This window comes from Acinetobacter sp. Ac8, from assembly GCF_055392545.1.
Window position 1 is genome coordinate 4,588,415 of record NZ_AP043689.1, and the last position, 22,357, is coordinate 4,610,771.

Annotated in this window: 15 protein-coding genes, 2 tRNA genes and 3 rRNA genes; 5 read left to right on the plus strand and 15 right to left on the minus strand. The window is 41.1% G+C overall.

Going from position 1 to position 22,357, the window contains the following annotated elements:
• Positions 1-200: 200 nt before the first annotated feature.
• The 9 genes from ACZ5QH_RS21755 to ACZ5QH_RS21795 all read right to left on the minus strand — a co-directional run bounded on the left by ACZ5QH_RS21755 (position 201) and on the right by ACZ5QH_RS21795 (position 10,663).
• Positions 201-1,445, minus strand: coding sequence for an esterase-like activity of phytase family protein (locus ACZ5QH_RS21755; RefSeq protein WP_151803310.1), 1,245 nt, complete (start codon positions 1,443-1,445; stop codon positions 201-203).
• A gap of 227 nt (positions 1,446-1,672) precedes the next feature.
• On the minus strand, positions 1,673-2,068 hold the full coding sequence (locus ACZ5QH_RS21760) for a tautomerase family protein (protein WP_004725218.1): 396 nt from the start codon (positions 2,066-2,068) through the stop codon (positions 1,673-1,675).
• A gap of 167 nt (positions 2,069-2,235) precedes the next feature.
• The gene (locus ACZ5QH_RS21765) at positions 2,236-3,378 is read right to left on the minus strand and encodes a PQQ-dependent sugar dehydrogenase (protein ID WP_303576555.1); all 1,143 of its coding nucleotides are present in this window, start codon (positions 3,376-3,378) and stop codon (positions 2,236-2,238) included.
• Positions 3,379-3,853: 475 nt separating this feature from the next.
• Positions 3,854-3,968, minus strand: a 5S ribosomal RNA gene (gene rrf, locus ACZ5QH_RS21770).
• Between the two features lie 202 nt (positions 3,969-4,170).
• A 23S ribosomal RNA gene (locus ACZ5QH_RS21775) occupies positions 4,171-7,061 on the minus strand.
• Between the two features lie 337 nt (positions 7,062-7,398).
• A tRNA-Ala gene (locus tag ACZ5QH_RS21780) sits at positions 7,399-7,474 on the minus strand.
• A gap of 44 nt (positions 7,475-7,518) precedes the next feature.
• A tRNA-Ile gene (locus tag ACZ5QH_RS21785) sits at positions 7,519-7,595 on the minus strand.
• 59 nt (positions 7,596-7,654) lie between these two features.
• A 16S ribosomal RNA gene (locus ACZ5QH_RS21790) occupies positions 7,655-9,193 on the minus strand.
• Together the 16S, 23S and 5S rRNA genes with 2 tRNA genes alongside form the textbook arrangement of a ribosomal RNA operon.
• Positions 9,194-10,048: 855 nt before the next feature.
• Positions 10,049-10,663 carry a TetR/AcrR family transcriptional regulator gene (locus ACZ5QH_RS21795; RefSeq protein WP_004723394.1) on the minus strand — a complete coding sequence of 205 codons (615 nt, stop codon included), beginning with the start codon at positions 10,661-10,663 and terminating at the stop codon, positions 10,049-10,051.
• A gap of 86 nt (positions 10,664-10,749) precedes the next feature.
• On the opposite strand from ACZ5QH_RS21795, the gene ACZ5QH_RS21800 reads away from it, so the two are divergent.
• A complete protein-coding gene (locus ACZ5QH_RS21800) occupies positions 10,750-11,958 on the plus strand; it encodes an oxygenase MpaB family protein (protein WP_303577768.1) in 1,209 nt (402 codons plus the stop codon).
• Positions 11,959-12,079: 121 nt separating this feature from the next.
• On the opposite strand, the gene ACZ5QH_RS21805 is transcribed toward ACZ5QH_RS21800, so the two are convergent.
• From ACZ5QH_RS21805 to def, 4 genes are all read right to left on the minus strand, one after another.
• Positions 12,080-12,322: a hypothetical protein gene (locus tag ACZ5QH_RS21805; RefSeq protein WP_034618188.1), complete on the minus strand. Its 243-nt coding sequence runs from the start codon at positions 12,320-12,322 to the stop codon at positions 12,080-12,082.
• A 42-nt stretch (positions 12,323-12,364) separates the two neighbouring features.
• Positions 12,365-14,443 carry a TonB-dependent copper receptor gene (locus ACZ5QH_RS21810; RefSeq protein WP_303577767.1) on the minus strand — a complete coding sequence of 693 codons (2,079 nt, stop codon included), beginning with the start codon at positions 14,441-14,443 and terminating at the stop codon, positions 12,365-12,367.
• A 70-nt stretch (positions 14,444-14,513) separates the two neighbouring features.
• The gene (locus ACZ5QH_RS21815) at positions 14,514-14,981 is read right to left on the minus strand and encodes a DUF2946 family protein (RefSeq protein WP_004823725.1); all 468 of its coding nucleotides are present in this window, start codon (positions 14,979-14,981) and stop codon (positions 14,514-14,516) included.
• Positions 14,982-15,089: 108 nt separating this feature from the next.
• Positions 15,090-15,620, minus strand: a complete 531-nt coding sequence (gene def, locus ACZ5QH_RS21820) for a peptide deformylase (RefSeq protein ID WP_004723400.1) — start codon at positions 15,618-15,620, stop codon at positions 15,090-15,092.
• A 123-nt stretch (positions 15,621-15,743) separates the two neighbouring features.
• On the opposite strand from def, the gene ACZ5QH_RS21825 reads away from it, so the two are divergent.
• Genes ACZ5QH_RS21825 through tsaC form a run of 3 tightly spaced genes read left to right on the plus strand, consistent with a single transcriptional unit; the run spans position 15,744 to position 18,662 of the window.
• Positions 15,744-16,895 (plus strand): LysM peptidoglycan-binding domain-containing protein, encoded by a 1,152-nt coding sequence (locus ACZ5QH_RS21825; protein ID WP_303577766.1) that lies wholly within the window; start codon positions 15,744-15,746, stop codon positions 16,893-16,895.
• Positions 16,896-16,918: 23 nt separating this feature from the next.
• Positions 16,919-18,046, plus strand: coding sequence for a DNA-processing protein DprA (dprA, locus tag ACZ5QH_RS21830; RefSeq protein WP_303577765.1), 1,128 nt, complete (start codon positions 16,919-16,921; stop codon positions 18,044-18,046).
• A gap of 46 nt (positions 18,047-18,092) precedes the next feature.
• Positions 18,093-18,662 carry an L-threonylcarbamoyladenylate synthase type 1 TsaC gene (tsaC, locus tag ACZ5QH_RS21835; protein ID WP_096735350.1) on the plus strand — a complete coding sequence of 190 codons (570 nt, stop codon included), beginning with the start codon at positions 18,093-18,095 and terminating at the stop codon, positions 18,660-18,662.
• 619 nt (positions 18,663-19,281) lie between these two features.
• On the opposite strand, the gene ACZ5QH_RS21840 is transcribed toward tsaC, so the two are convergent.
• Positions 19,282-20,175: a DMT family transporter gene (locus ACZ5QH_RS21840; RefSeq protein WP_004823721.1), complete on the minus strand. Its 894-nt coding sequence runs from the start codon at positions 20,173-20,175 to the stop codon at positions 19,282-19,284.
• Between the two features lie 142 nt (positions 20,176-20,317).
• The gene (locus ACZ5QH_RS21845; RefSeq protein WP_004823720.1) at positions 20,318-20,962 is read right to left on the minus strand and encodes a TetR/AcrR family transcriptional regulator; all 645 of its coding nucleotides are present in this window, start codon (positions 20,960-20,962) and stop codon (positions 20,318-20,320) included.
• Between the two features lie 149 nt (positions 20,963-21,111).
• On the opposite strand from ACZ5QH_RS21845, the gene ACZ5QH_RS21850 reads away from it, so the two are divergent.
• Complete coding sequence (locus ACZ5QH_RS21850) at positions 21,112-22,350, plus strand: MFS transporter (RefSeq protein WP_227515188.1); 1,239 nt, start codon at positions 21,112-21,114, stop codon at positions 22,348-22,350.
• The last annotated feature ends 7 nt before the right edge of the window (positions 22,351-22,357 follow it).

A 22,357-nucleotide genomic window follows, 5' to 3' on the forward strand; every position in this document is an offset into this window, starting at 1 on the left:
ACTTTAAAATAAGAATATCTGCTCCGCTAGTTTAAGGTATGTACTGATGCTTTACCCTCAATAAAAAGTCAGGTATTTCACTTAATATTGATCAGTTTAAGTTTTAATCCTCCCCAGCCCTCCTTTTAAAAAGGAGGGCGTTTTCCCTTGCTAAGAATAATTTAGCTTCGGGTCGTGGAGGCTAAGCATTTTATCGCTTATTAATACAATGCTTTAGGCAATTTAATCTGAATAATTTCATTATCATCCGCACGCTTTGCATTTCGTCCTGATGAACCTGGAAAGTTATTGTCATTTAAAACAGTTAAGGTATTTTTATTTTCAATAATCACATCTTCAATGGTTTCAAATGGAAAAGCAAAAGTTGTTGCTGTACCAATATCTCCATCTCGCGCTGTCCCATATAAATTATTCGGGTTGGCGATATTCATAAGATCAACTAAGTCAGAACGTTTTACCGCTTTACCAGAATCCCCTAATTCAATTTGAATCAGCTTCTTATAACCATCTAACTTATTTTGACTCGCATCACGCTCAATGATAATGCCAGACTTATCATCAAACATTTGGAAGTCACCAATATTGGTCGCCTTGGCATTTAAGGTAAAATAATAATATCGACCAGTATACGCTTTCTTCTTCACATCAAATTGTGAGATAAGCAACTGTTGTGTGGTCTCGCCTTTTAACGGTTTTTCTAGCAAAGGATATAAATATTGACCATCCTTAGACAATGCCATTCCTTCAAAGCCACCGCTTTGCTGAACCAAAGGCTCTACATAATTTATGTTGGCTTTATTGAATTGATTTTGCGGAGAACGCAATTCCACACCAGCTTTCAATGGATGAGGTAATGCAATCGGCGCATCAAGCAGTATTCCATCTTTATCAAAATGCAGTAAATATGGTCCAAATTCATCCCCAATCCAATAAGTACCATCCGCAGTACGTTGAATCGATTCAGGATCAAAATCCGCCCCAGTGAGTAAACGATCTGTGCTGTTTTGATTGATGATTGAAAATGGTATTAATTTATTGGGATCACGAAGCTGAATAAAGCTCATCACTTGAACTTTTGCAGATCCTGCCGATTTCGTCCGAAAATCAGGTTTTACTTGATAAACACGGAGTAAAAAGTCAGATGAATTGTCTTGTGTACCAAAGCCATTGTCTGCCATGACCATATAAGTGCCATCACCGTTCTTTACAGCACCCGAAAAGCCTTGAACTGGCTGACCTTTAAAAGGTGGAAATATGCCATTGGCGCCCTTTACAAATGCACCTGAGTTTGGACCGGCTGCATAAGTTTCGACATCAAGTTTGGCAAATGAAACCAAGGTCGGTACAGTAACAGATGGTTCAAATGAGAAATCATTGTCATCATCATTACATGCGGTTAAAGCCAATACGCCTAACGCTAAAACAGAGTAAGCAATTTTTTTCATAAAGGTCTTTTTTATTGATTTAAATGAGCTTTATTAGAAACCAATAGCATGACATTTTGAGGTCATTTCAATGACAATATTACGTCAGTTTGATGATACGTAGATATGCTTCACACAGCATATACTCCACCTTATAAGCGCGCACAAGCTGAATTAACATATTGAATTTAAATAATATTATCAACGGAGTAATCTATTCCATCTGCTTTGATTCATATTAGGTTGAGCTAGACTTGAATATCGAAACCCAAATCCACATCACAGGCAGCTTGACCACCACGGATTCCCCAATTTTCAGCGGGAATTTCTCTTAATAAAATTTTGATATGATCTTTGGGAATCCCTAATACAGATAGATTCTCTACAATACTGCGATACAAATTTCGCTTGGTATCCAGTGTACGCCCAGCAAAACAATCAATACGAATCAGGGTAAATTTTTCAGGATAAAGCTTGTTCGGTGGACATTGAAAGCGATGTGGTTCATGTACCAATAAACGAATATCACGATCATATTCAGGAATTTTAAAAGCGCTCACCAATGCATGATGAACAGCATCGATTAAGCCCACTTCTTGTGCTACAGAATATTGATAGCGAACTTCAATTGTAGTTGCTGGCATTATTGTTCTCGATTTATATTATTGTAAATCGAAAGAATAGCATAATTTATAGACAATCCTAACAATTCAACTGATATCAATTCAGCTGCTTCCACATCTTCTTATCATACAAGATATGATCTACGACTTATTTTTAATATAAAATAAACTATTGATTTAAATGTTTTTTACTTAGGTAGCATTCTTAATAGCCCCGCATTTTTTCCATCTTCCAAAACCCAAATCGAACCATTATGGGCGGGATGGATATCTCGAATGCGTTGCTGCATGTTTAAACGCTGTACCTCACGAACAGGCTTCGATTCAGTATCAACCACAATAATCGCTTCTGAGGATAACCCACCAATCAAGGCTTTATGATTCCATTTCGGGAATAATTCATCTTGATAAAAGACTAAACTGGAGGGTGATATTACTGGTGTCCAACTGATTTCTGGTGCCTTAAATTCAGGACGTGTCGCATGATCGGGAATGGATTTTCCTGAATAATGATCACCATTGGAAACAATCGGATAACCATAATTTTCGCCCTTCTTAATCAGATTTAACTCATCTCCTCCTTTAGGCCCCATTTCAACCACCCACAATTGATCCTTCGCATCAAAAGCCATACCTAATGGATTACGATGACCCAACGACCATACTTGTTTTGCAATCTCACCTTGTTGAGTAAATGGATGATCTGCAACAACAGTACCATCATCATTCAGTCTTAAAACTTTTCCTAAGTTTGAATTCATATCTTGAGCAGGATCAAATTTTTGGCGTTCACCAGAACTAATCCAAAGCTTGCCATCCTTTGCAAAAATCATTCGATGTGCATAATGCCCTTGTCCTGAAACCTTAGGAACTTGTTCCCAGATTTTTTTAATATTGATTATTCGGGGATTTTTTTCTTGTAGATTTAATTCACCACGAATCACAACCGCACCATATCCCCCTTTTCCTGTTTCGGCATAACTTAAATAAATTTGATGATTGTTTGCAAAATCAGGATGTAGAACAATATCGCCCAAGCCCCCTTGCCCACCATAAGCCACTTCGGGAAGCCCTGAAATTTCTATACTTTTCAATGTGGAAGGATCAAACAGTTTTAACGTCCCTCTCCTTTCGGTAATCAGTAAACGGCCATCAGCCAACTCAGCCATTGCCCAAGGCTCATCAAATGTCGCGACTTTTTGGGTCTGATAGGTCTGGTTAATCAAAGAATTAGCCGTAGTGGTTTGATTATTTTGAGCATTACATGCACTTAACAAGCTACAGCTGAGCAATAGGGGTAAATAGATTAAGTACTGTCGAAAAGCCTTCATTTTAGATTCCCTCAATATTGTTATGACTTATCGATTTATTTTAAACAAAAGTATCCATCTCACCATTTCATATTGGTAACTGAGCGAATTGGGTCTTAATTTTTAATTGAATCATCTTGTAAGCTTTAACCTACAACAATCGCAGTGATTAGCGAATATACTGACTTAGGCATTGCGCTTATCATAGCAAACATAAAGAGACAGGAAGTCTCATTGAGAATAAGAAAACACACAGGACGTGAGATTCGACAGGAGTCAAATCTAACACACCAATACGAAGAAAGCCCCATCAGGATGATGGGGTTTTCTTTTTACATCTACAAAAAACTATTTATTTTCAACTGTTTACGCACTTTAATTCTTATGCATATTTCTATTAACTTAATATAACTAGATCTGTTTCATTTCGCCAATCAACACCACACATAAAAAAACACCCCGCTCTCGTTAGAGATCGGGGTGTTTTAGATTTAAAAGCTGGCGATGACTTACTCTCACATGGGTAACCCCACACTACCATCAGCGCTAAGAGGTTTCACTTCTGAGTTCGGGAAGGGATCAGGTGGTTCACTCTTGCTATTGTCGCCAGCAAACTGTTATGGACTTGTTCGGGTCTTATTTAAATGCCTTACTTCGTACCAAATCTTGCGCTCGGGCAAAGCGTTGCTTTGCTTACCCTCGCTCAAACAGAACATTTGAGTTGAATAGTTTAACTAGCTTTACAACTAAATCAAGTATGTTTGATCTTTTATGAATCAAATGATGCTTCATATACAACTGCTTGGGTGTTGTATAGTCAAGCCTCACGAGCAATTAGTATTGGTCAGCTTCATGCGTCACCGCACTTCCACATCCAACCTATCAACGTCGTAGTCTTCAACGGCTCTTTAGAGGACATAAAGTCCTAGGGAAATCTTATCTTGAGGTAGGCTTCCCGCTTAGATGCTTTCAGCGGTTATCCCTTCCGAACATAGCTACCCGGCGATGCGACTGGCGTCACAACCGGTACACCAGAGGTTCGTCCACTCTGGTCCTCTCGTACTAGGAGCAGATCCTCTCAAATTTCCAACGCCCACGGTAGATAGGGACCGAACTGTCTCACGACGTTCTAAACCCAGCTCGCGTACCTCTTTAAATGGCGAACAGCCATACCCTTGGGACCTGCTTCAGCCCCAGGATGAGATGAGCCGACATCGAGGTGCCAAACACCGCCGTCGATATGAACTCTTGGGCGGTATCAGCCTGTTATCCCCAGAGTACCTTTTATCCGTTGAGCGATGGCCCTTCCATACAGAACCACCGGATCACTAAGACCTACTTTCGTACCTGCTCGACTTGTGGGTCTCGCAGTTAAGCGCGCTTTTGCCTTTATACTCTACGCGTGATTTCCGACCACGCTGAGCGCACCTTCGTACTCCTCCGTTACTCTTTAGGAGGAGACCGCCCCAGTCAAACTACCCACCAGACATGGTCCTCGTCCCGGATAACGGGACAGAGTTAGAACCTCAATATTACCAGGGTGGTATTTCAAGGATGGCTCCATAGCAACTGGCGTCACTACTTCAAAGCCTCCCACCTATCCTACACAAGTAAGATCAAAGTTCAATGTCAAGCTGCAGTAAAGGTTCACGGGGTCTTTCCGTCTAGCCGCGGGTACACCGCATCTTCACGGCGATTTCGATTTCACTGAGCCTCTGCTGGAGACAGCGCCCCCATCATTATGCCATTCGTGCAGGTCGGAACTTACCCGACAAGGAATTTCGCTACCTTAGGACCGTTATAGTTACGGCCGCCGTTTACTGGGGCTTCGATCAAGAGCTTCGCTTACGCTAACCCCATCAATTAACCTTCCAGCACCGGGCAGGCATCACACCCTATACGTCCACTTTCGTGTTTGCAGAGTGCTATGTTTTTAATAAACAGTTGCAGGGGCCTGGTTTCTGTGGCTGCCAATAGCTCAAGGAGCAAGTCCTATCACCGTCAGCAGCGTACCTTCTCCCGAAGTTACGGTACCATTTTGCCTAGTTCCTTCAGCAGAGTTCTCTCAAGCGCTTTGGTCTACTCGACCTGACCACCTGTGTCGGTTTAGGGTACGATTCCTGTGTAACTGAAGCTTAGAGACTTTTCCTGGAAGCATAGTATCAGCCACTTCGCTAGTAAACTAGCTTGCTATCAGCTCTCAGCATAGAGCACCCCGGATTTGCCTAAGATGCATGCCTACTGCCTTTCACCTGGACAACCAACGCCAGGCTGACTTAACTTTCTCCGTCCTCTCATCGCATTACACAGAAGTATTGGAATATTAACCAATTTCCCATCGACTACGCCTCTCGGCCTCGCCTTAGGGGTCGACTCACCCAGCCCCGATTAACGTTGGACTGGAACCCTTGGTCTTTCAGCGAACGGGTTTTTCACCCGTTTTGTCGTTACTCACGTCAGCATTCGCACTTCTGATACCTCCAGCATACTTCTCAATACACCTTCATCGGCTTACAGAACGCTCCCCTACCACGTATACATAGTATACATCCGCAGCTTCGGCATATAGTTTTAGCCCCGTTACATCTTCCGCGCAGGCCGACTCGACTAGTGAGCTATTACGCTTTCTTTAAAGGGTGGCTGCTTCTAAGCCAACCTCCTAGCTGTCTATGCCTTCCCACATCGTTTCCCACTTAACTATAATTTGGGGGCCTTAGCTGGCGGTCTGGATTGTTTTCCTCTTGACTACGGACGTTAGCACCCGCAGTCTGTCTCCCGGATAGTACTCATAGGTATTCGGAGTTTGCATCGGTTTGGTAAGTCGGGATGACCCCCTAGCCGAAACAGTGCTCTACCCCCTATGGTATTCGTCCGAGGCGCTACCTAAATAGCTTTCGGGGAGAACCAGCTATCACCGAGTTTGATTAGCCTTTCACCCCTATCCACAAGTCATCCCCTGGCTTTTCAACGACAGTGGGTTCGGTCCTCCAGTTAGTGTTACCCAACCTTCAACCTGCTCATGGATAGATCACCCGGTTTCGGGTCTATACCCAGCAACTAAACGCCCTATTAAGACTCGATTTCTCTACGGCTCCCCTATACGGTTAACCTTGCTACTGAATATAAGTCGCTGACCCATTATACAAAAGGTACGCAGTCACCAAACAAGTTGGCTCCCACTGCTTGTATGCATGCGGTTTCAGGATCTATTTCACTCCCCTCACAGGGGTTCTTTTCGCCTTTCCCTCACGGTACTGGTTCACTATCGGTCAGTCAGGAGTATTTAGCCTTGGAGGATGGTCCCCCCATATTCAGACAAGGTTTCACGTGCCTCGCCCTACTCGTCATCATTATATGTGCCCTTTCGTGTACGGGACTATCACCCTCTACGGTAGCACTTCCCAGAGCTTTCCGCTAAAACACATATAACTTAATGGGCTGATCCCCGTTCGCTCGCCGCTACTGAGGGAATCTCAATTGATTTCTTTTCCTAAGGGTACTGAGATGTTTCACTTCCCCTCGTTCGCCTCGCATGACTATGTATTCATCATGCGATACCTACCTTATGGTAAGTGGGTTTCCCCATTCAGAAATCTCCGGATCACAGGATATTTGCCGCCTCCCCGAAGCTTATCGCAGGCTATTACGTCTTTCATCGCCTCTGACTGCCAAGGCATCCACCACATGCACTTAATTACTTGACTATACAACCCCAAACAGTCGTTAATCCCTACAAGGAGGATCAACAATGTGAACTTAATCACTTCTATTTGTTGCCTGTGAACTTAATCACCATACAGCTTCAATTTAATTCATATACCAAAACGCTTGATTCAGTTTTATCGCTAGTGCTCATTTCACTCAACATTAACAATTACTTGCTAACATCAACTAAAACGAGTTTAAACAATTATTTCAACTCAAATATATTCTGTTAATGATTCACTACCGCCTCGTCAGCGAGTAGTTAACTGTGATAAATCACAGAACTTAATAAGCTATCGGCTTACTAAGTTCTGTAATCACTTAGTCTTTAATTAGTGGTGGAGACTAACGGAGTCGAACCGTTGACCTCCTGCGTGCAAAGCAGGCGCTCTACCAACTAAGCTAAGTCCCCAGCTTAAGATCTTAATATATCTGCTCTTCTGTGTTCAGTAGACTTGGTGGGTCTGACAAGACTTGAACTTGTGACCCCACGCTTATCAAGCGTGTGCTCTAACCAACTGAGCTACAGACCCTCAGATACATCAATGAAGAACAACTTGTTGTGGATTCTTACCAATCGTCAATCTTTCGTTAAGGAGGTGATCCAGCCGCAGGTTCCCCTACGGCTACCTTGTTACGACTTCACCCCAGTCATCGGCCACACCGTGGTAAGCGTCCTCCTTACGGTTAGACTACCTACTTCTGGTGCAACAAACTCCCATGGTGTGACGGGCGGTGTGTACAAGGCCCGGGAACGTATTCACCGCGGCATTCTGATCCGCGATTACTAGCGATTCCGACTTCATGGAGTCGAGTTGCAGACTCCAATCCGGACTACGATCGGCTTTTTGAGATTAGCATCCTATCGCTAGGTAGCAACCCTTTGTACCGACCATTGTAGCACGTGTGTAGCCCTGGTCGTAAGGGCCATGATGACTTGACGTCGTCCCCGCCTTCCTCCAGTTTGTCACTGGCAGTATCCTTAAAGTTCCCACCCGAAGTGCTGGCAAATAAGGAAAAGGGTTGCGCTCGTTGCGGGACTTAACCCAACATCTCACGACACGAGCTGACGACAGCCATGCAGCACCTGTATGTAAGTTCCCGAAGGCACCAATCCATCTCTGGAAAGTTCTTACTATGTCAAGACCAGGTAAGGTTCTTCGCGTTGCATCGAATTAAACCACATGCTCCACCGCTTGTGCGGGCCCCCGTCAATTCATTTGAGTTTTAGTCTTGCGACCGTACTCCCCAGGCGGTCTACTTATCGCGTTAGCTGCGCCACTAAAGCCTCAAAGGCCCCAACGGCTAGTAGACATCGTTTACGGCATGGACTACCAGGGTATCTAATCCTGTTTGCTCCCCATGCTTTCGTACCTCAGCGTCAGTATTAGGCCAGATGGCTGCCTTCGCCATCGGTATTCCTCCAGATCTCTACGCATTTCACCGCTACACCTGGAATTCTACCATCCTCTCCCATACTCTAGCTTCCCAGTATCGAATGCAATTCCCAAGTTAAGCTCGGGGATTTCACATCCGACTTAAAAAGCCGCCTACGCACGCTTTACGCCCAGTAAATCCGATTAACGCTCGCACCCTCTGTATTACCGCGGCTGCTGGCACAGAGTTAGCCGGTGCTTATTCTGCGAGTAACGTCCACTCATCCTAGGTATTAACTAGAAGAGCCTCCTCCTCGCTTAAAGTGCTTTACAACCATAAGGCCTTCTTCACACACGCGGCATGGCTGGATCAGGGTTCCCCCCATTGTCCAATATTCCCCACTGCTGCCTCCCGTAGGAGTCTGGGCCGTGTCTCAGTCCCAGTGTGGCGGATCATCCTCTCAGACCCGCTACAGATCGTCGCCTTGGTAGGCCTTTACCCCACCAACTAGCTAATCCGACTTAGGCTCATCTATTAACGCAAGGTCACAAGTGATCCCCTGCTTTCCCCCGTAGGGCGTATGCGGTATTAGCATCCCTTTCGAGATGTTGTCCCCCATTAATAGGCAGATTCCTAAGTATTACTCACCCGTCCGCCGCTAGGTCAATTACCGAAGCAATCTCCCCCGCTCGACTTGCATGTGTTAAGCCTGCCGCCAGCGTTCAATCTGAGCCATGATCAAACTCTTCAGTTAAAAATCATTAGTGACTTAAGGTCACAATTCTGGCTCATCAATGTACTGACAAATTCTCTCAAATAAACTTCGAGTAATTTAAACCAATCAATCAATGATAATATTTCGATCAATCAATCAGTAAAAATCCACACAAGTTGTTCTTCATATTCTCTTAATGATCTTCTCAATGCTTCGTCAGCATCAAGCTAGGTCGGCTATACTACTCTCTATCTCTAAAAAGTCAATCAATAATGTTAATTATTTTTTCTAACAAACCCAACTCTAATCTCATCTTAAAATCTCAATTCGAAATCTTAACAAATTAATCAAGTGCCTGATTTATCAGAAGTTTTATTTAACATCACCGCCGATGGATGTGCATTCTACAGCATTCCCTAACCAACACAACCCCTTTTTTTAATTATTTTTCATTTTATCTATCACTTGCTTATTTATTCTTCTAAAACAGCACTTTTTCTTTAAAAATCTGCTTTTTTGCATAAAAACACAGCAATAAAAAAACCAATACCCCCATCGTACATTTGCTAAAACAACTAAAACGCCCTCTTGTATGCCCTTAGCATTGTTATAAATGCAATTTAATAGAGATACGGCGATTAAAATCTATATAAGGAGATAGATCACTTTTATCATTGAATAGAAGCATCGAACGATTCCCGATAAAGAGATCAATATCTTGTCCTAACTCAAACAATACTTAGACTCGCTAAAACCAACGCGATAAAACTCACTCTATAAAACCAACTCTATAAAATCGGGTTCTATAAAACCAAGCTCTATTTGTATTTGGATGTATGTCTATATCAGTCGAGTACAATCTATGAATCCCCCTCCCCCCATTAAATAATTTTCCTAAAGTGAATTGGGGTTGGCACCTTGCTCTAGATAAGCCAGAATCATCAAAGTTAATTCTTTTTTTAGCTGCTGTTCTGAAATTAGAAAATTATTATGACTGACATAACGCATCATGGTAAAAAGCGTACTATTGATAATCACAAAGGATTTATTTTTAAGTACTTCAAAACTCCAATGATTAAAAAAACGGCTAAACACATACAATCCCACTTCATAGAAATGCTTTTCTAGTACTTTTGCCGCTTCTGAGTTGTTATAGCCATGCCAATGTTTAAGCACTTCAATAAAAAAGCCACCATCGGCTTTCATCATGTCAAAACCGAATTGAAGACTAAGTGGAATGATTTCTTCTAAGCTCAATTCTTCTTGGCTAATCGCAATCTGTTTCAACGCAAGCCCCAGCTGCTCACTTTTACGACTTAAAAGCTCCTGAATAATTTCTTCTTTATTGCCAAAATACTGATAGATAGAACCAACACTGACACCTGATTTTTCTGAAATTTTGGGTGTGGTGACGTTGATTAAGCCGTATTCAGCAACACATAATTGAGTTGCTTCCAAGATACTATCTACGACATTTCGAGCACGTTGTTGTTGTGGTTGTTTTCTCATCTTGCGGTTCACTCCAAAATGCGAATTGAATGCGAATAATTATTCATATTAGAGTTTGCCTAAACAGTAATCAGGTCGCGCTCAAAATGCAAACTTTAATTAAGCCACAACGCCTTGCCTCATTTGAGACCATGGCACGAACAAATATGAAGTCTAAGCTTTTTTATTATTTTACAGACCAGCAGTTACAACCCAGTTATGACGAATATCTTTCACTCAATCGTGCCTTACAGACTGGTGATATCGCGATGGACAAAGTTATGGATTGGGTAATGACCAATCCTAGACAAAATAGAAAACTTTTTGAAACAGCCTTGTATCAAGGTTTGGATAAACTTCCCAATGTAATCCCTGAATTAACTGATTTTTTTAAAATGGTTGAACAAGCGCCTACTTGGCTCGATCCAGCTAAAATTGAAACTGCGATCAAATTTACCCATCGGTTAGGGACAAATGGTACTTTTATTTTACGCGATGTGGCTTTAATGACGGGTTATCAATACCCTGGTTTTAATCAACCGTTAATTATGACAGGTGCTTTACATAAATACGCGGGAAAACGCTTAGCTGAGACCCACAAATGGTGGCTTGATGTCAATCAACAAGATAGTTTCTCTCGTTTTAACAATGGTTTTACTTCAACCATTTATGTGCGTTTTATTCATTCGTTGGTACGTCATCAACTCAATAAATCCAAAGACTGGGATAACGATATTTGGGGAGCACCGATCAACCAATACGATCAAGCCATGACCAACATTGCATTTAGTGCGGTGTTACTTCTCGGTGTCAGAGCCATTGGCATTTTTCCAAGCAAGACCGAATCAGAAGCCATCATGCATTTTTGGAAATATACGGGCTGGTTAATGGGAGTAGATGAAAAATGGCTAGTCAATAAAGAGTCTGACGCATGGAAACTACTGCAATGGATGAATTATGCCCATCCTAAGGCCGATGAAAGTAGCAAAGCTTTAGCCATCAGCTTATCCAAAGAGCCTTTTGAACGACATTACAAACACTTCAATTCTTTTTTGCAGAAAAAAGCCTATCAAAATCACTTGGATATTACCCAGTTTTTTATTGGGCAACGTAAAATGAAAAACCTAGGACTCAAGCCACGCACTTTGGCTTGGTATCCACTTTATTTAATTGCAAAAAATACCCTGCTCTACCGTAGTGCTAAGCATATCGACAAACTGGATCAATATTTACAACAGAATGGTCGTGCAGAACAAGAATATGCACTTGAGCTTTATCAAAATGCGGGGAAACAATTAGCGAGTATGCATCAGTAAGATCTACTCTCCATACGTACTTCATGATTAAATTAAATAGGAACACTCGAAAAGACAAAGGGAAGCCAATTGGCCTCCCCTTGTTTTACATTACATGACTTCGCGTCACATTACCCATTGATCAATGAGAATGCGTTGCTTCAGAAGCCGAATGATCCATGTTTGGCATATTTTCATGACTCATCTTAGACATATCATGTTGCTGAGCTGCATTCTGTTTTTGGCTTGGCATATAGTCAGGCTCGTTGGTAATCGCCAAATAGAAGATTCCCATAAAAATACAGCTTAAAATAATTGCGATAATCAGCAATTTCCATCCCCAAAACGATTTTTCAGGTGACAACTTATTACTGTCATTACTCATAGAACATCCTCATATTTCTGTAAAAATTCAGTTTTAAATCAATTAAAATTTCATACTAATACGAGCCCAATAATTACGCCCTGTATTATTAAATTGTTGAGTACCGACTTGACCATCCGCACCTACACCCAATTTGTTTAAATGCTCGGTATAGGTTTTATCTAAGACATTGTCGACACCAACAGCAAGATTTAAATCTTTTTGAATGTTATATGACGCATTCAATGCCAAGGTGGTAAAGCTTTTACTTTCACCAGTGTCATAACCCACGATATTACCTTGATTTAAGCTAATACGATCTTGTTTCGCCACTGCACGCCATAATAAACCTAAAGAATATTTATCTTGAACATAACGTAAATTCAAACGACCTTCTAAAGGCGCAATTTGTGGCAATGGTTTATGTGTATCGGTATTTTCGCCCCATGCATACATTGCACTTAAATCCGCTTGGATCGCATCAGTAAATTGATAACCAATCCCTGCTTCAGCACCCGCGATAGTTGCATCGACATTTTTTGCCCCAGCACTGAATGAAGAACCGTGATCATGCCCACCCATTCCAGCTTTTGGATGATTATGATAACTCAATAAAATAAAGTCATTAATCAACCCTGCATATGCTGATGTCCATACACTCAATGCATCATGTTGGTATTGATAACCGAGATCCAACTGTAAAGTTTTTTCAGTGTTTAGATCATTAAACGTCGGTTTAGACATACCAGTATTACCATGTGCAGTACTGAATAGCTCCCAATAATCAGGAACACGTTCCACATAACCTAAACCAATATAAGATTTGGCATTATGTTCAGGAGATTGATTTTCTAAACGAATAAATGCACTTGGCAAAGTTTCTTTACGTTGATCATTCAGTTTTAAGGCATCAATTTTAACTTGATCAATTCGTGCACCTGTCACCAATTTATAAGCATCACTGAATTGATAGGTCATTTCTCCGAAAGCACCATAAGATTGGAAGCGCATATCCTCTCTAAATGCAACATTCATGGATGGCATGGTAGGTGATGACATACTGCCGCCATGTTTGTTCAGCTGAGAATCCACCCCAGTAATTAAACTGAGCTTATCCCATTCACTGGTCATGGCTAAACGACTATTTAAAGTACGGCGTGTCACCTGCATTGCCATTGGGTTTGGCATCAACATCTTCATGCCACCATGTGTCATTTCTGCTAATGGTGGAGTACGTAAACTAAAGTTATCCATAATATGGTCGTTATAACTATAGTTCACTTGCCCTTCGAGCTTTTTAATCACAGGGCTTAAATTCTTCTTTTCAACTCGTAAGCCTAAGCTTTCACGTGCAAATTGAGAACCATCCATGGTTCGGCCTGCGTATTCAGCCTCACCATCGGCTTTACCCCCTGTCAGTTCAACCCATGTATCTTCATCGGGTGTCCAGCCTAAGGCTAAATCAGTATTCCAGCGCTCCCAAGAAGAAGGCACTTTATTACCATCACCATCCTCATAGCTGTTTGACTCAGAACGATTGGCATTGATACGCATGTATTTTTTACTGTCACCGACAGCAGCTTCAATATTGTGATCCAAACGTCCAAAAGAACCGACTAAAACACTGGCTTGACCTTGATAATTTTTATCATCTGTTAAGGTTGGTTTTTGACGTTCAAAAATCACCGTGGCTGCTGAACCTGTATTGGCATATTGGACTGTCTGAGGTCCTTTTACCACCGAAATACGGTCAAAACTTTCAGGTTGAATATACGACGTAGGTGCATCCATGCGTGCTGGGCATGCACCTAAATTTTCGGTACCATCTGTTAAAATTTTAATCCGTGAACCAAACATGCCGCGGAATGTGACATCTCCATTGGTTCCACCGCTTTTAATCGAATTAAAGCCTGCAATACTTTGCAAATAATCAGCACCATCTGTGGCAGGTACAGGTTGAATCGGCTGTTTTGGATCAGCATGAATAATCAAACCATTGGCATCATTATTTAACTGTGCTGTAACCACGATTGGAGCAAGTTGAGATGCATGTTCCTGATCGTGTGCAAATGCCGCTGTAGAATAACAAGCAACACAAACCGCAGCCGCTAAAGGCTGTAAAAAGAATTGAGGTTGAGCCATTTTCTTTCTCTTAAATCATAAATTAAACAAGGCTGGAGTCAATGAAGACCCTAAAAATTAAGTTTTTGATTTATGCAAAAAGTGGCGGGGCTCGCCCTTGGGGAAGTAGAAACAAACGTTGCAATACAAAATAGACATGTCGAAATGCTTTTTGAAATGCAACCAGTCGCACTTGGATACGATCTAATATTTCTTTGATTTCAAGTTCAGGAGGTAAAACCAGATTGCCATAGACTGTACAGTATTGGCACTGGTGACCCGCATCATGGTGATGTGAACTTGGTTGCTCTGGCGCTGCATGTTCAGCATGGGCCAATAGATGGTCATGACTGGCAGCTTCATGTGCAGAAGATGCAGATTGATGTTGATGATGGGTGCTATGTTGATGCTTTTCGTAGAAATGACTTTGTACTAAAGCTTGAGTAATAGTTTCACAGACCGGCGCAATTTGATATTGCTTCGGTAGCAAAGGCTGTAAAAATACAGCAATCTGTAAAAAAACTGCGGTAAAACCGAGCAGTAAACCTATTCTCAACAAAACGTTCGTCTCAACATTTTTCGAGCCAGAGTATAACAAAGCCCAAACAAAATTGGGCTTTGTATTGCAGGAAAATTTTAAAAGTTTTTAAAATTCAACTGACTCAGATCAACGTTTTGCTGGAACTTTTTGCTTTTCACGCTGACGAACCACTTTTTCCACTTTTTCACGCGCACGTTGACGCTTTAAAGGGGATAAGTAATCCACAAATAATTTACCGTTTAAGTGATCCATTTCATGTTGAATACATACCGCCAATAGATCATCCGCTTCGACTTCAAAAGCTTGACCTTCAAGGTTAATTGCTTCAATTTTAACTCGTGACGGACGCTCAACTTTATCGTATATTTGAGGAACAGAAAGACAGCCTTCCTCATAAGATAAGGTTTCTTCTGTAAGCGGTGTTATTTTGGGGTTAATGAACACCATAGGTTGGTCTTTGTCTTCAGACAGATCCATTACGATAAGCTGAATATGCTGATCGACCTGTGTAGCAGCCAGACCAATACCTGGCGCTTCATACATGGTTTCAAACATGTCTGCTGCTAACTGGCGAATTTCATCAGTTACCACATCGACAGGTTTTGCAATGGTGCGTAAACGGGGATCAGGAAAACTTAAAATAGGTAATAAGGCCATACTGTACCCTCTGTTGCTATGCCATTGATCTTAAAACTAAATGAAGAATATGCTTCATTAAAAAAATGTGTGTAATATGCGTATTATAACGCATATAGAGACATAATTTTAGGAATTATGATAATGAAAAAGGTTTTAACTGGCATAACGAACTTTCATGCCAAGGGGTTCAAGAAACAATTACTTGCTGTGACACTATGTTTAAGTGCAGGATTCACTTACATGGAAATCACACACGCAAGTCCAAATACCAATCCACCTGCACTTAAATCCAGTGCACCCAATGTCTATGTGGTGAAACGTGGTGATACTTTATGGGATATTGCGGGGAAATTTTTAAGCAAGCCTTGGCGCTGGCCTGAAATCTGGGCAAGCAATAAGCATGTTAAAAATCCACATTGGATTTATCCAGGTGATAAATTATTGTTGTGTACTTTAGATGGTCGCCCACTGATTGGTATAGATGAAGGTGATGGTTGTGATGGAATTATTCGTCGTCATCAAGGCGGGACATCTTTACGCCCTCAAATACGCGTTGAATCCTTAAATAATGCGATTTCAGTGATTCCATTATCAGATATTCAACCATGGTTAGAACACAGTATTGTGGTCAATCCTGAATCTTTACAGAACATCCCTTATACCATCGGCGCTGCTGATAATCGTGTGATTACGGGTGCAGGACAAACCGTTTATGCGCGTGGAAATGGCTTAGTCGTGGGTCAACGTTATGGGATCTATCGTGAAGGCAAACCTTATACTTTCCTCAATGCTGAAGGCAAAAAGTTTAATGCAGGCATGGAATTAACTGAGGTTGCTTCTGCAACTGCGGCAGCTGGTGAAAATGATGTCACCACCCTTGAGCTAACCAAAAGTTATAATGCTGAAGTGCGTAAGGGCGACTATGTCCTACCAAGCTATGATGCTGAATTGCCGAGTTTGTTCTATCCAACCACCACCAATGAAGTCACCAATGGCGGTAAAGTGGTTCGTGTACAAGGTTCAATTGGTACAGCAGCGCAATATAGTGTAGTCACCATTGACCGTGGAAGCTTACAAGGCGCTAAACCTGGACAGGTCTTTAGTATTTACCAACAAGGTGAAACAGTCCGTGACCCAAAAACCAAAGAGTCTGTGAAATTACCAAGTCAAAAAATTGGTACGCTGATGATCTTTAAGAGTTTTGATCACCTCAGCTATGCCTATATTTTGGAAAGTAATTTACCAATTAAAATGGGTGCTGAAATTAAACCACCTGCAATTGCAGATAACTAAGTTTTTCATGATGTGATTTAAATATGTTGAAGCAAATATCCAATGACCAATATGATGCCATCAGACTTTGGTATTTGGTTCAACATTCGCTCAGCGCTTTTCGTAAATTAGAAACACATTTTGGTTCTATCGCAAAAGCGCTGCAAGCTGAAAATTTAAACCGCTGGTCTGAAGCCAAAATTCATAAAAACCATCTTGAAAGAGCCAGTGAATTTTTCACTGCGCTTGGGCAATCCAAATTTCAAGTTTGCTTCGATAAAATTCAACAACATACAGATTTTATTGTTTTAGATACCGACCCTCATTATCCTCAACAACTGCTACCTTATCCTGATCATCCACCAATTCTATTTGGTAAAGGTGCATTTCAGAATCTAAGTCAACCGCAAATCGCCATCGTGGGTAGCCGAAAGCCTAGTCCGCATGGCAAACAAGTGGCTTATGATTTTGCTTACTATTTGAGTGAAAAGGGCTTTTTTATTACCAGTGGCCTAGCACTGGGAATTGATGCCGCTGCACATATGGGTGGGCTAAAACACCATCGAACCATCGCGGTGATCGGCACAGGCTTAGATCTGGTTTATCCTAGTCAAAATAAACAGTTACAAGAACAAATTTTGCAGCATGCAGGAACAATCCTGACTGAATACCTGCCAGAAACTCAGCCTATTCAACGCAATTTTCCCTATCGAAATCGGATTGTGAGTGGTTTGAGCTTAGGTGTTGTTGTCGCAGAAGCACAACTTGGAAGCGGTTCACTAATTACAGCGCAAGCTGCCGCAGAACAAGGTAAAGTGATTTTTGCAATTCCGGGACATATTTATGGAGAGCATCATCAAGGATGTCATCAGCTCATTCGTGAAGGGGCCATTCTGGTTGATCATCCAGAACAGATTGTTGAAGATTTAGCACTTCCCACCCAATGGCATTGCGCACAACAGTCTGAATCACGTTCCCCAATGCCAGAAATTCCCGAGCATTTATTTAAGCTGTATCAATTGCTGGATTGGATTGGGCAAGACTTAGATACGCTTGCTCAAAACGCAAATTTAGACATTGCACAACTCACAAGCGATCTTATGGAATTAGAACTTTTGGGTCACTGTATTCAACAATCTGGGCTGTACTTACGTTGCCGAGTCAGTTATTAAGGTTCACAATAGTAGCTTATTCCACGAAATGGCAAGGTAAACATAGATGATTACAACCTCAGTTGCTGAAGCTGCACAAATTCTTCAACAAGGTAAAGTCTTGGCTTATCCAACAGAGGCAGTATGGGGTTTAGGCTGCGATCCGTTCAATGAACAGGCTTTTTTAGAAATTTTAAGGCTTAAACAACGCCCTATAGAGAAAGGCGTGATTTTATTGGCAGGACAACTCTCACAAGTTGAGCATCTATTAACAGAAATTGACCCTATTATTCGTGAACAAATCATTCAATCATGGACGCAACGCTCTAGAACAGAACGGGCAACAACTTGGCTACTTCCAGCTGATGATAAAATTCCACAATGGATTAAAGGCCAACATGCTCAGGTTGCAGTTCGTGTAACCAACCACCCTTTGTGCATTGCCTTATGTAATGCCTTTAATGGTTTTATTGTGTCGACCAGTGCAAATTCGGCAGGTTTAGAACCAGCAAGATCTTTACAACAAGCCAGTCAATATTTTGGTTCTGAATTGAATTATTTAAATGGTGATCTTGGTTTAAGTCGCGAACCAAGCAAAATCATTGACGCATCTACAGCACAAGTGATTCGCGCTTAAGCATTTTAAAATATTCACTCAAACATGAGTTCAGGGCCTGTTGGAATTTCATAAACGGCTTGCGTTGTAGGTTAAAATTGATCAGGCAAGGCATGAAATGAAGAGAATAGCGAGACTATTTTCGAGTTTCATAACGTAGGCTGAGATAATTTTAGCCACAACCCCGAGCAAGAACAAAGCACTGCTTTGTTTGCAGCGCAAGGCGTAGGCGAATTGTCAACAGACCCTCATATTACCAATAAAAAGGCAAAAAAAAACTCAGCCACATATAGGGTTGGCTGAGTATAAAAAAGGATGCGTTAAACACATCCAGAGGGTATGAAAAATTCAGTGTAGAACAATTTAATTAAGAAATTCTTAATTCGCTACGATGAAAATATTATCCTATAAATTTTTTTTGAATACAAATATATTCTTCTGAGCAAGATCTGTTCATTTAAGTGAATTGCAAATAACTGGAATTTCAATAATAAAACTAAGTGTTTAAATTTGTTTTACTATTTGCATTTTTAACAGGTAAATCACTAATTCAAAAACAAATTTTGCTCAGATTTAATACTTTAAAAGGGTAAAAAATAAGTTTTTAAATGAACATTTTTCACCCAAAATACTTTGAATTTTAACTCAATAATGTACTTTTTTTGACACTAAGTGACTTTTTTTGTGCCAATGCAATTCCCACTAAAATAACAATACCACCAATCGTATGCGACATCGTCCAAGCCTCATGCAGCCAGAAGTAGGCAATGATTGCAGTAAATACTGGCATTAAATTCATAAAAATGCTGGTTCGATTTGGACCTAGATATTGTACAGCCATCATCCACAATAAAGGCGCAACAAGAGAAGGTAATATACCCGCATATAAAACGCTGGCGACATTGCCTTGGTTAATCGCATCAATGCCATAATAAAGCACAAACGGTAAATGGTAGACCAAGGTCAACGCAATTTGCACATAGAGGCTCAGCAGTAATGGAACTTTCAATTGCCATTTTTTTAGAAAGACCCCATAAAAAGCATAAAAGAACACGGCCAAGACCATGATCAAATCACCAGAGTGCCCTGCCAATTGAGTCAAGTTGCTAAAATCCCCTCGGCCAATCACATACAGCAAACCGAGAAAAGACAAGATACTGCCGACAACAGCGAAGCGATTGGGAATTTCACGTAAAATAAGGATCGAAACAAAAATGGTAAATACCGGAATAAAGGCGTTGATAATGCCCATATTGGTTGCTGTGGTGTAATGCGCTGCACTATAGGCCAAGCCTTGATACAAGAACATACCAAAAGCACTCAGCACCACAAATTGCATAAAATGTTGTTTAACCAAATGACGTTGCTTCCACACTTGGGGCAACATAAATGGAGTCAAAATAATAAATGCCACTAACCAGCGATAAAAGCTAATACTGACAGGTGAAATATAATCCGAAACATAACGTGTAACTGCAATATTCATTGACCAAATCAATACTGCAATGATCGGTAAACTGATTGCCCACCACATGGGTTTTGAATTGCTATACATAATATTGACTGTCGAATAGGATCTGGAAATGATTATCGATGAAGTCGGAATAAATTTAAATATGGCATTTCAGACATCTATAGGGCTTTTCAGACAAATGCTATTTTATGCGTTTTTAAACTTAGAATAATTCCCAAGTTTTGATTGCCAAAGTCACCACACTTTGTAACTGTTCAGCACTAACCCCATCACGGGCTTGCATGGTTAAACCTTGGATCACCGTTGAATAATAATCTGTCATCGCTTGAATATTGGCGTGTGGGTTTAAGTCACCTTCTTTGACACCCTGTTGCAAACGTTGGTAGATATTTTCTTTGACTTGTTGTCTTTTCAGCAAGAGATCATGCTGAATCGGTGCATGTTCTTGTGAACAATTCATGGTTGCGGTCACCAACATACAACCTGTCGGTTTATTCTGTTGAACCAGTTTTTTGAGGTTTTCATACAAATAAATTTCAATGGCGATTTTTGCTGTTTTGGCTTGTTGAAAAATAACTTCCAAAGGACATGCCTCATGCTTTAAGTAGTACTCCAAACAGGCATGAAACAGCTGTGATTTGTCCCCAAAACTACTATATATACTGGGTGCAGTAAGATTTAAGGCTTTGGTTAAATCGCTCATCGATGTGGATTCATAGCCATATTCCCAGAACAACAACATGGCTTTTTGTAGCGCTTGTTGTTCATCAAAACATTTAGGACGACCACGCCCACGCTTAGGTGCTTGTTTTTCAGCGACTAAAGCATGTTTTTCAGAATCAGCCATAACTTTCACATATATTTTTATAACGAACATTATTAAATTAATTGACAACACAAAATTAATCAAATATTTTATTTTTATAACGATCGTTAATGAATTAAAAAATACCTCCATATGCTTTCGCTTTACAGCAGGAATATATCTTCATGAATATGATGCAATCAGAAGTTTCAGAACCACAGTCCTCTGAGATTCCCCCCAGTAGCCAAGGGAGCTGGTTGGCGCTATTAACCGTTGCAATTACTGCTTTTGCTTTGGTCACCAGTGAGTTTCTCCCAATTGGTGTCCTCAACGACATTTCCAGTGATTTGCATGTATCTGTTGGTACAGCGGGTTTGATGATCACTCTCCCAGGGATCATGGCCGCCATAGCAGCACCACTCCTTCCCGTTCTAGTCAAAAATTTAGATCGACGTTACTTACTCCTAGCCTTGTCTGCAACGATGGTGTTTGCCAATGCCATCACTGCAATTGCATCAACTTTTGAAATTTTATTGCTGAGCCGTTTCATTCTTGGATTTGCAATTGGTGGATTTTGGGCGACTGCGATTGCCTTAAGTGGTCGTTTAGCACCAAGCCATTTACCTATTGCGAAAGCAACAGCAACTGTCATGGCTGGGGTAACTTTAGCCACTGTTCTTGGTGTACCGATTGGGACATGGCTAAGTGATGCATATGGCTGGCGAACATCATTTGGAATTACCTCCGCCATCGGCTTCGTTGTTTTACTGTTGGGAATTAAATTTATCCCAAGTTTAAAACCAGAATCTGCCATTCATTTTAAAGACTTACCTGCATTGCTAAGAATCAGTAAAGCCAGACAAGGTTTGATTATTATTTTGTTGATTGGTTTAGCTCATTTTTCATCATATAGCTATCTGACCCCGTTCTTTAAAAATTCAGCAGGCTTTGACAGCGCTACCATCAGTTCTCTACTGTTATTATTTGGTATCGCCGGTATCTTTGGGAATGCTTTTGCTGGTTATAGCGGTAATTTGAATGTGCGTTATACCTTTGCATTCGTTGCCATCTGTTTTGCGGTTGTATTCTTTGGCTTTCCTCTATTTGCCATTCATCCATCAGGCGCCTTTATTCTTACAGCGCTTTGGGGCTTTGCATTTGGTGCATTTCCAACCACTGCCAATATTTGGATGTTTTTACACGCCCCTCAAGCTGTAGAAAAAGGCATGCCGTTATTTGTTGGTTTCTTCCAAGTGATGATTGCAACAGGTGCATTAATCGGTGGCTATGTTGTTGACCATTTTAATGCCAACATTTTATTGTATAGTGTACTGAGTTTTATCCTTTTGGCCTTTATTTCAATCTTCACGCTGAGTCGTGGATTAAATAACCCCAAAGCTGAAAACACTGCCATTCAATGTGAGAGTTAAGTCTTTT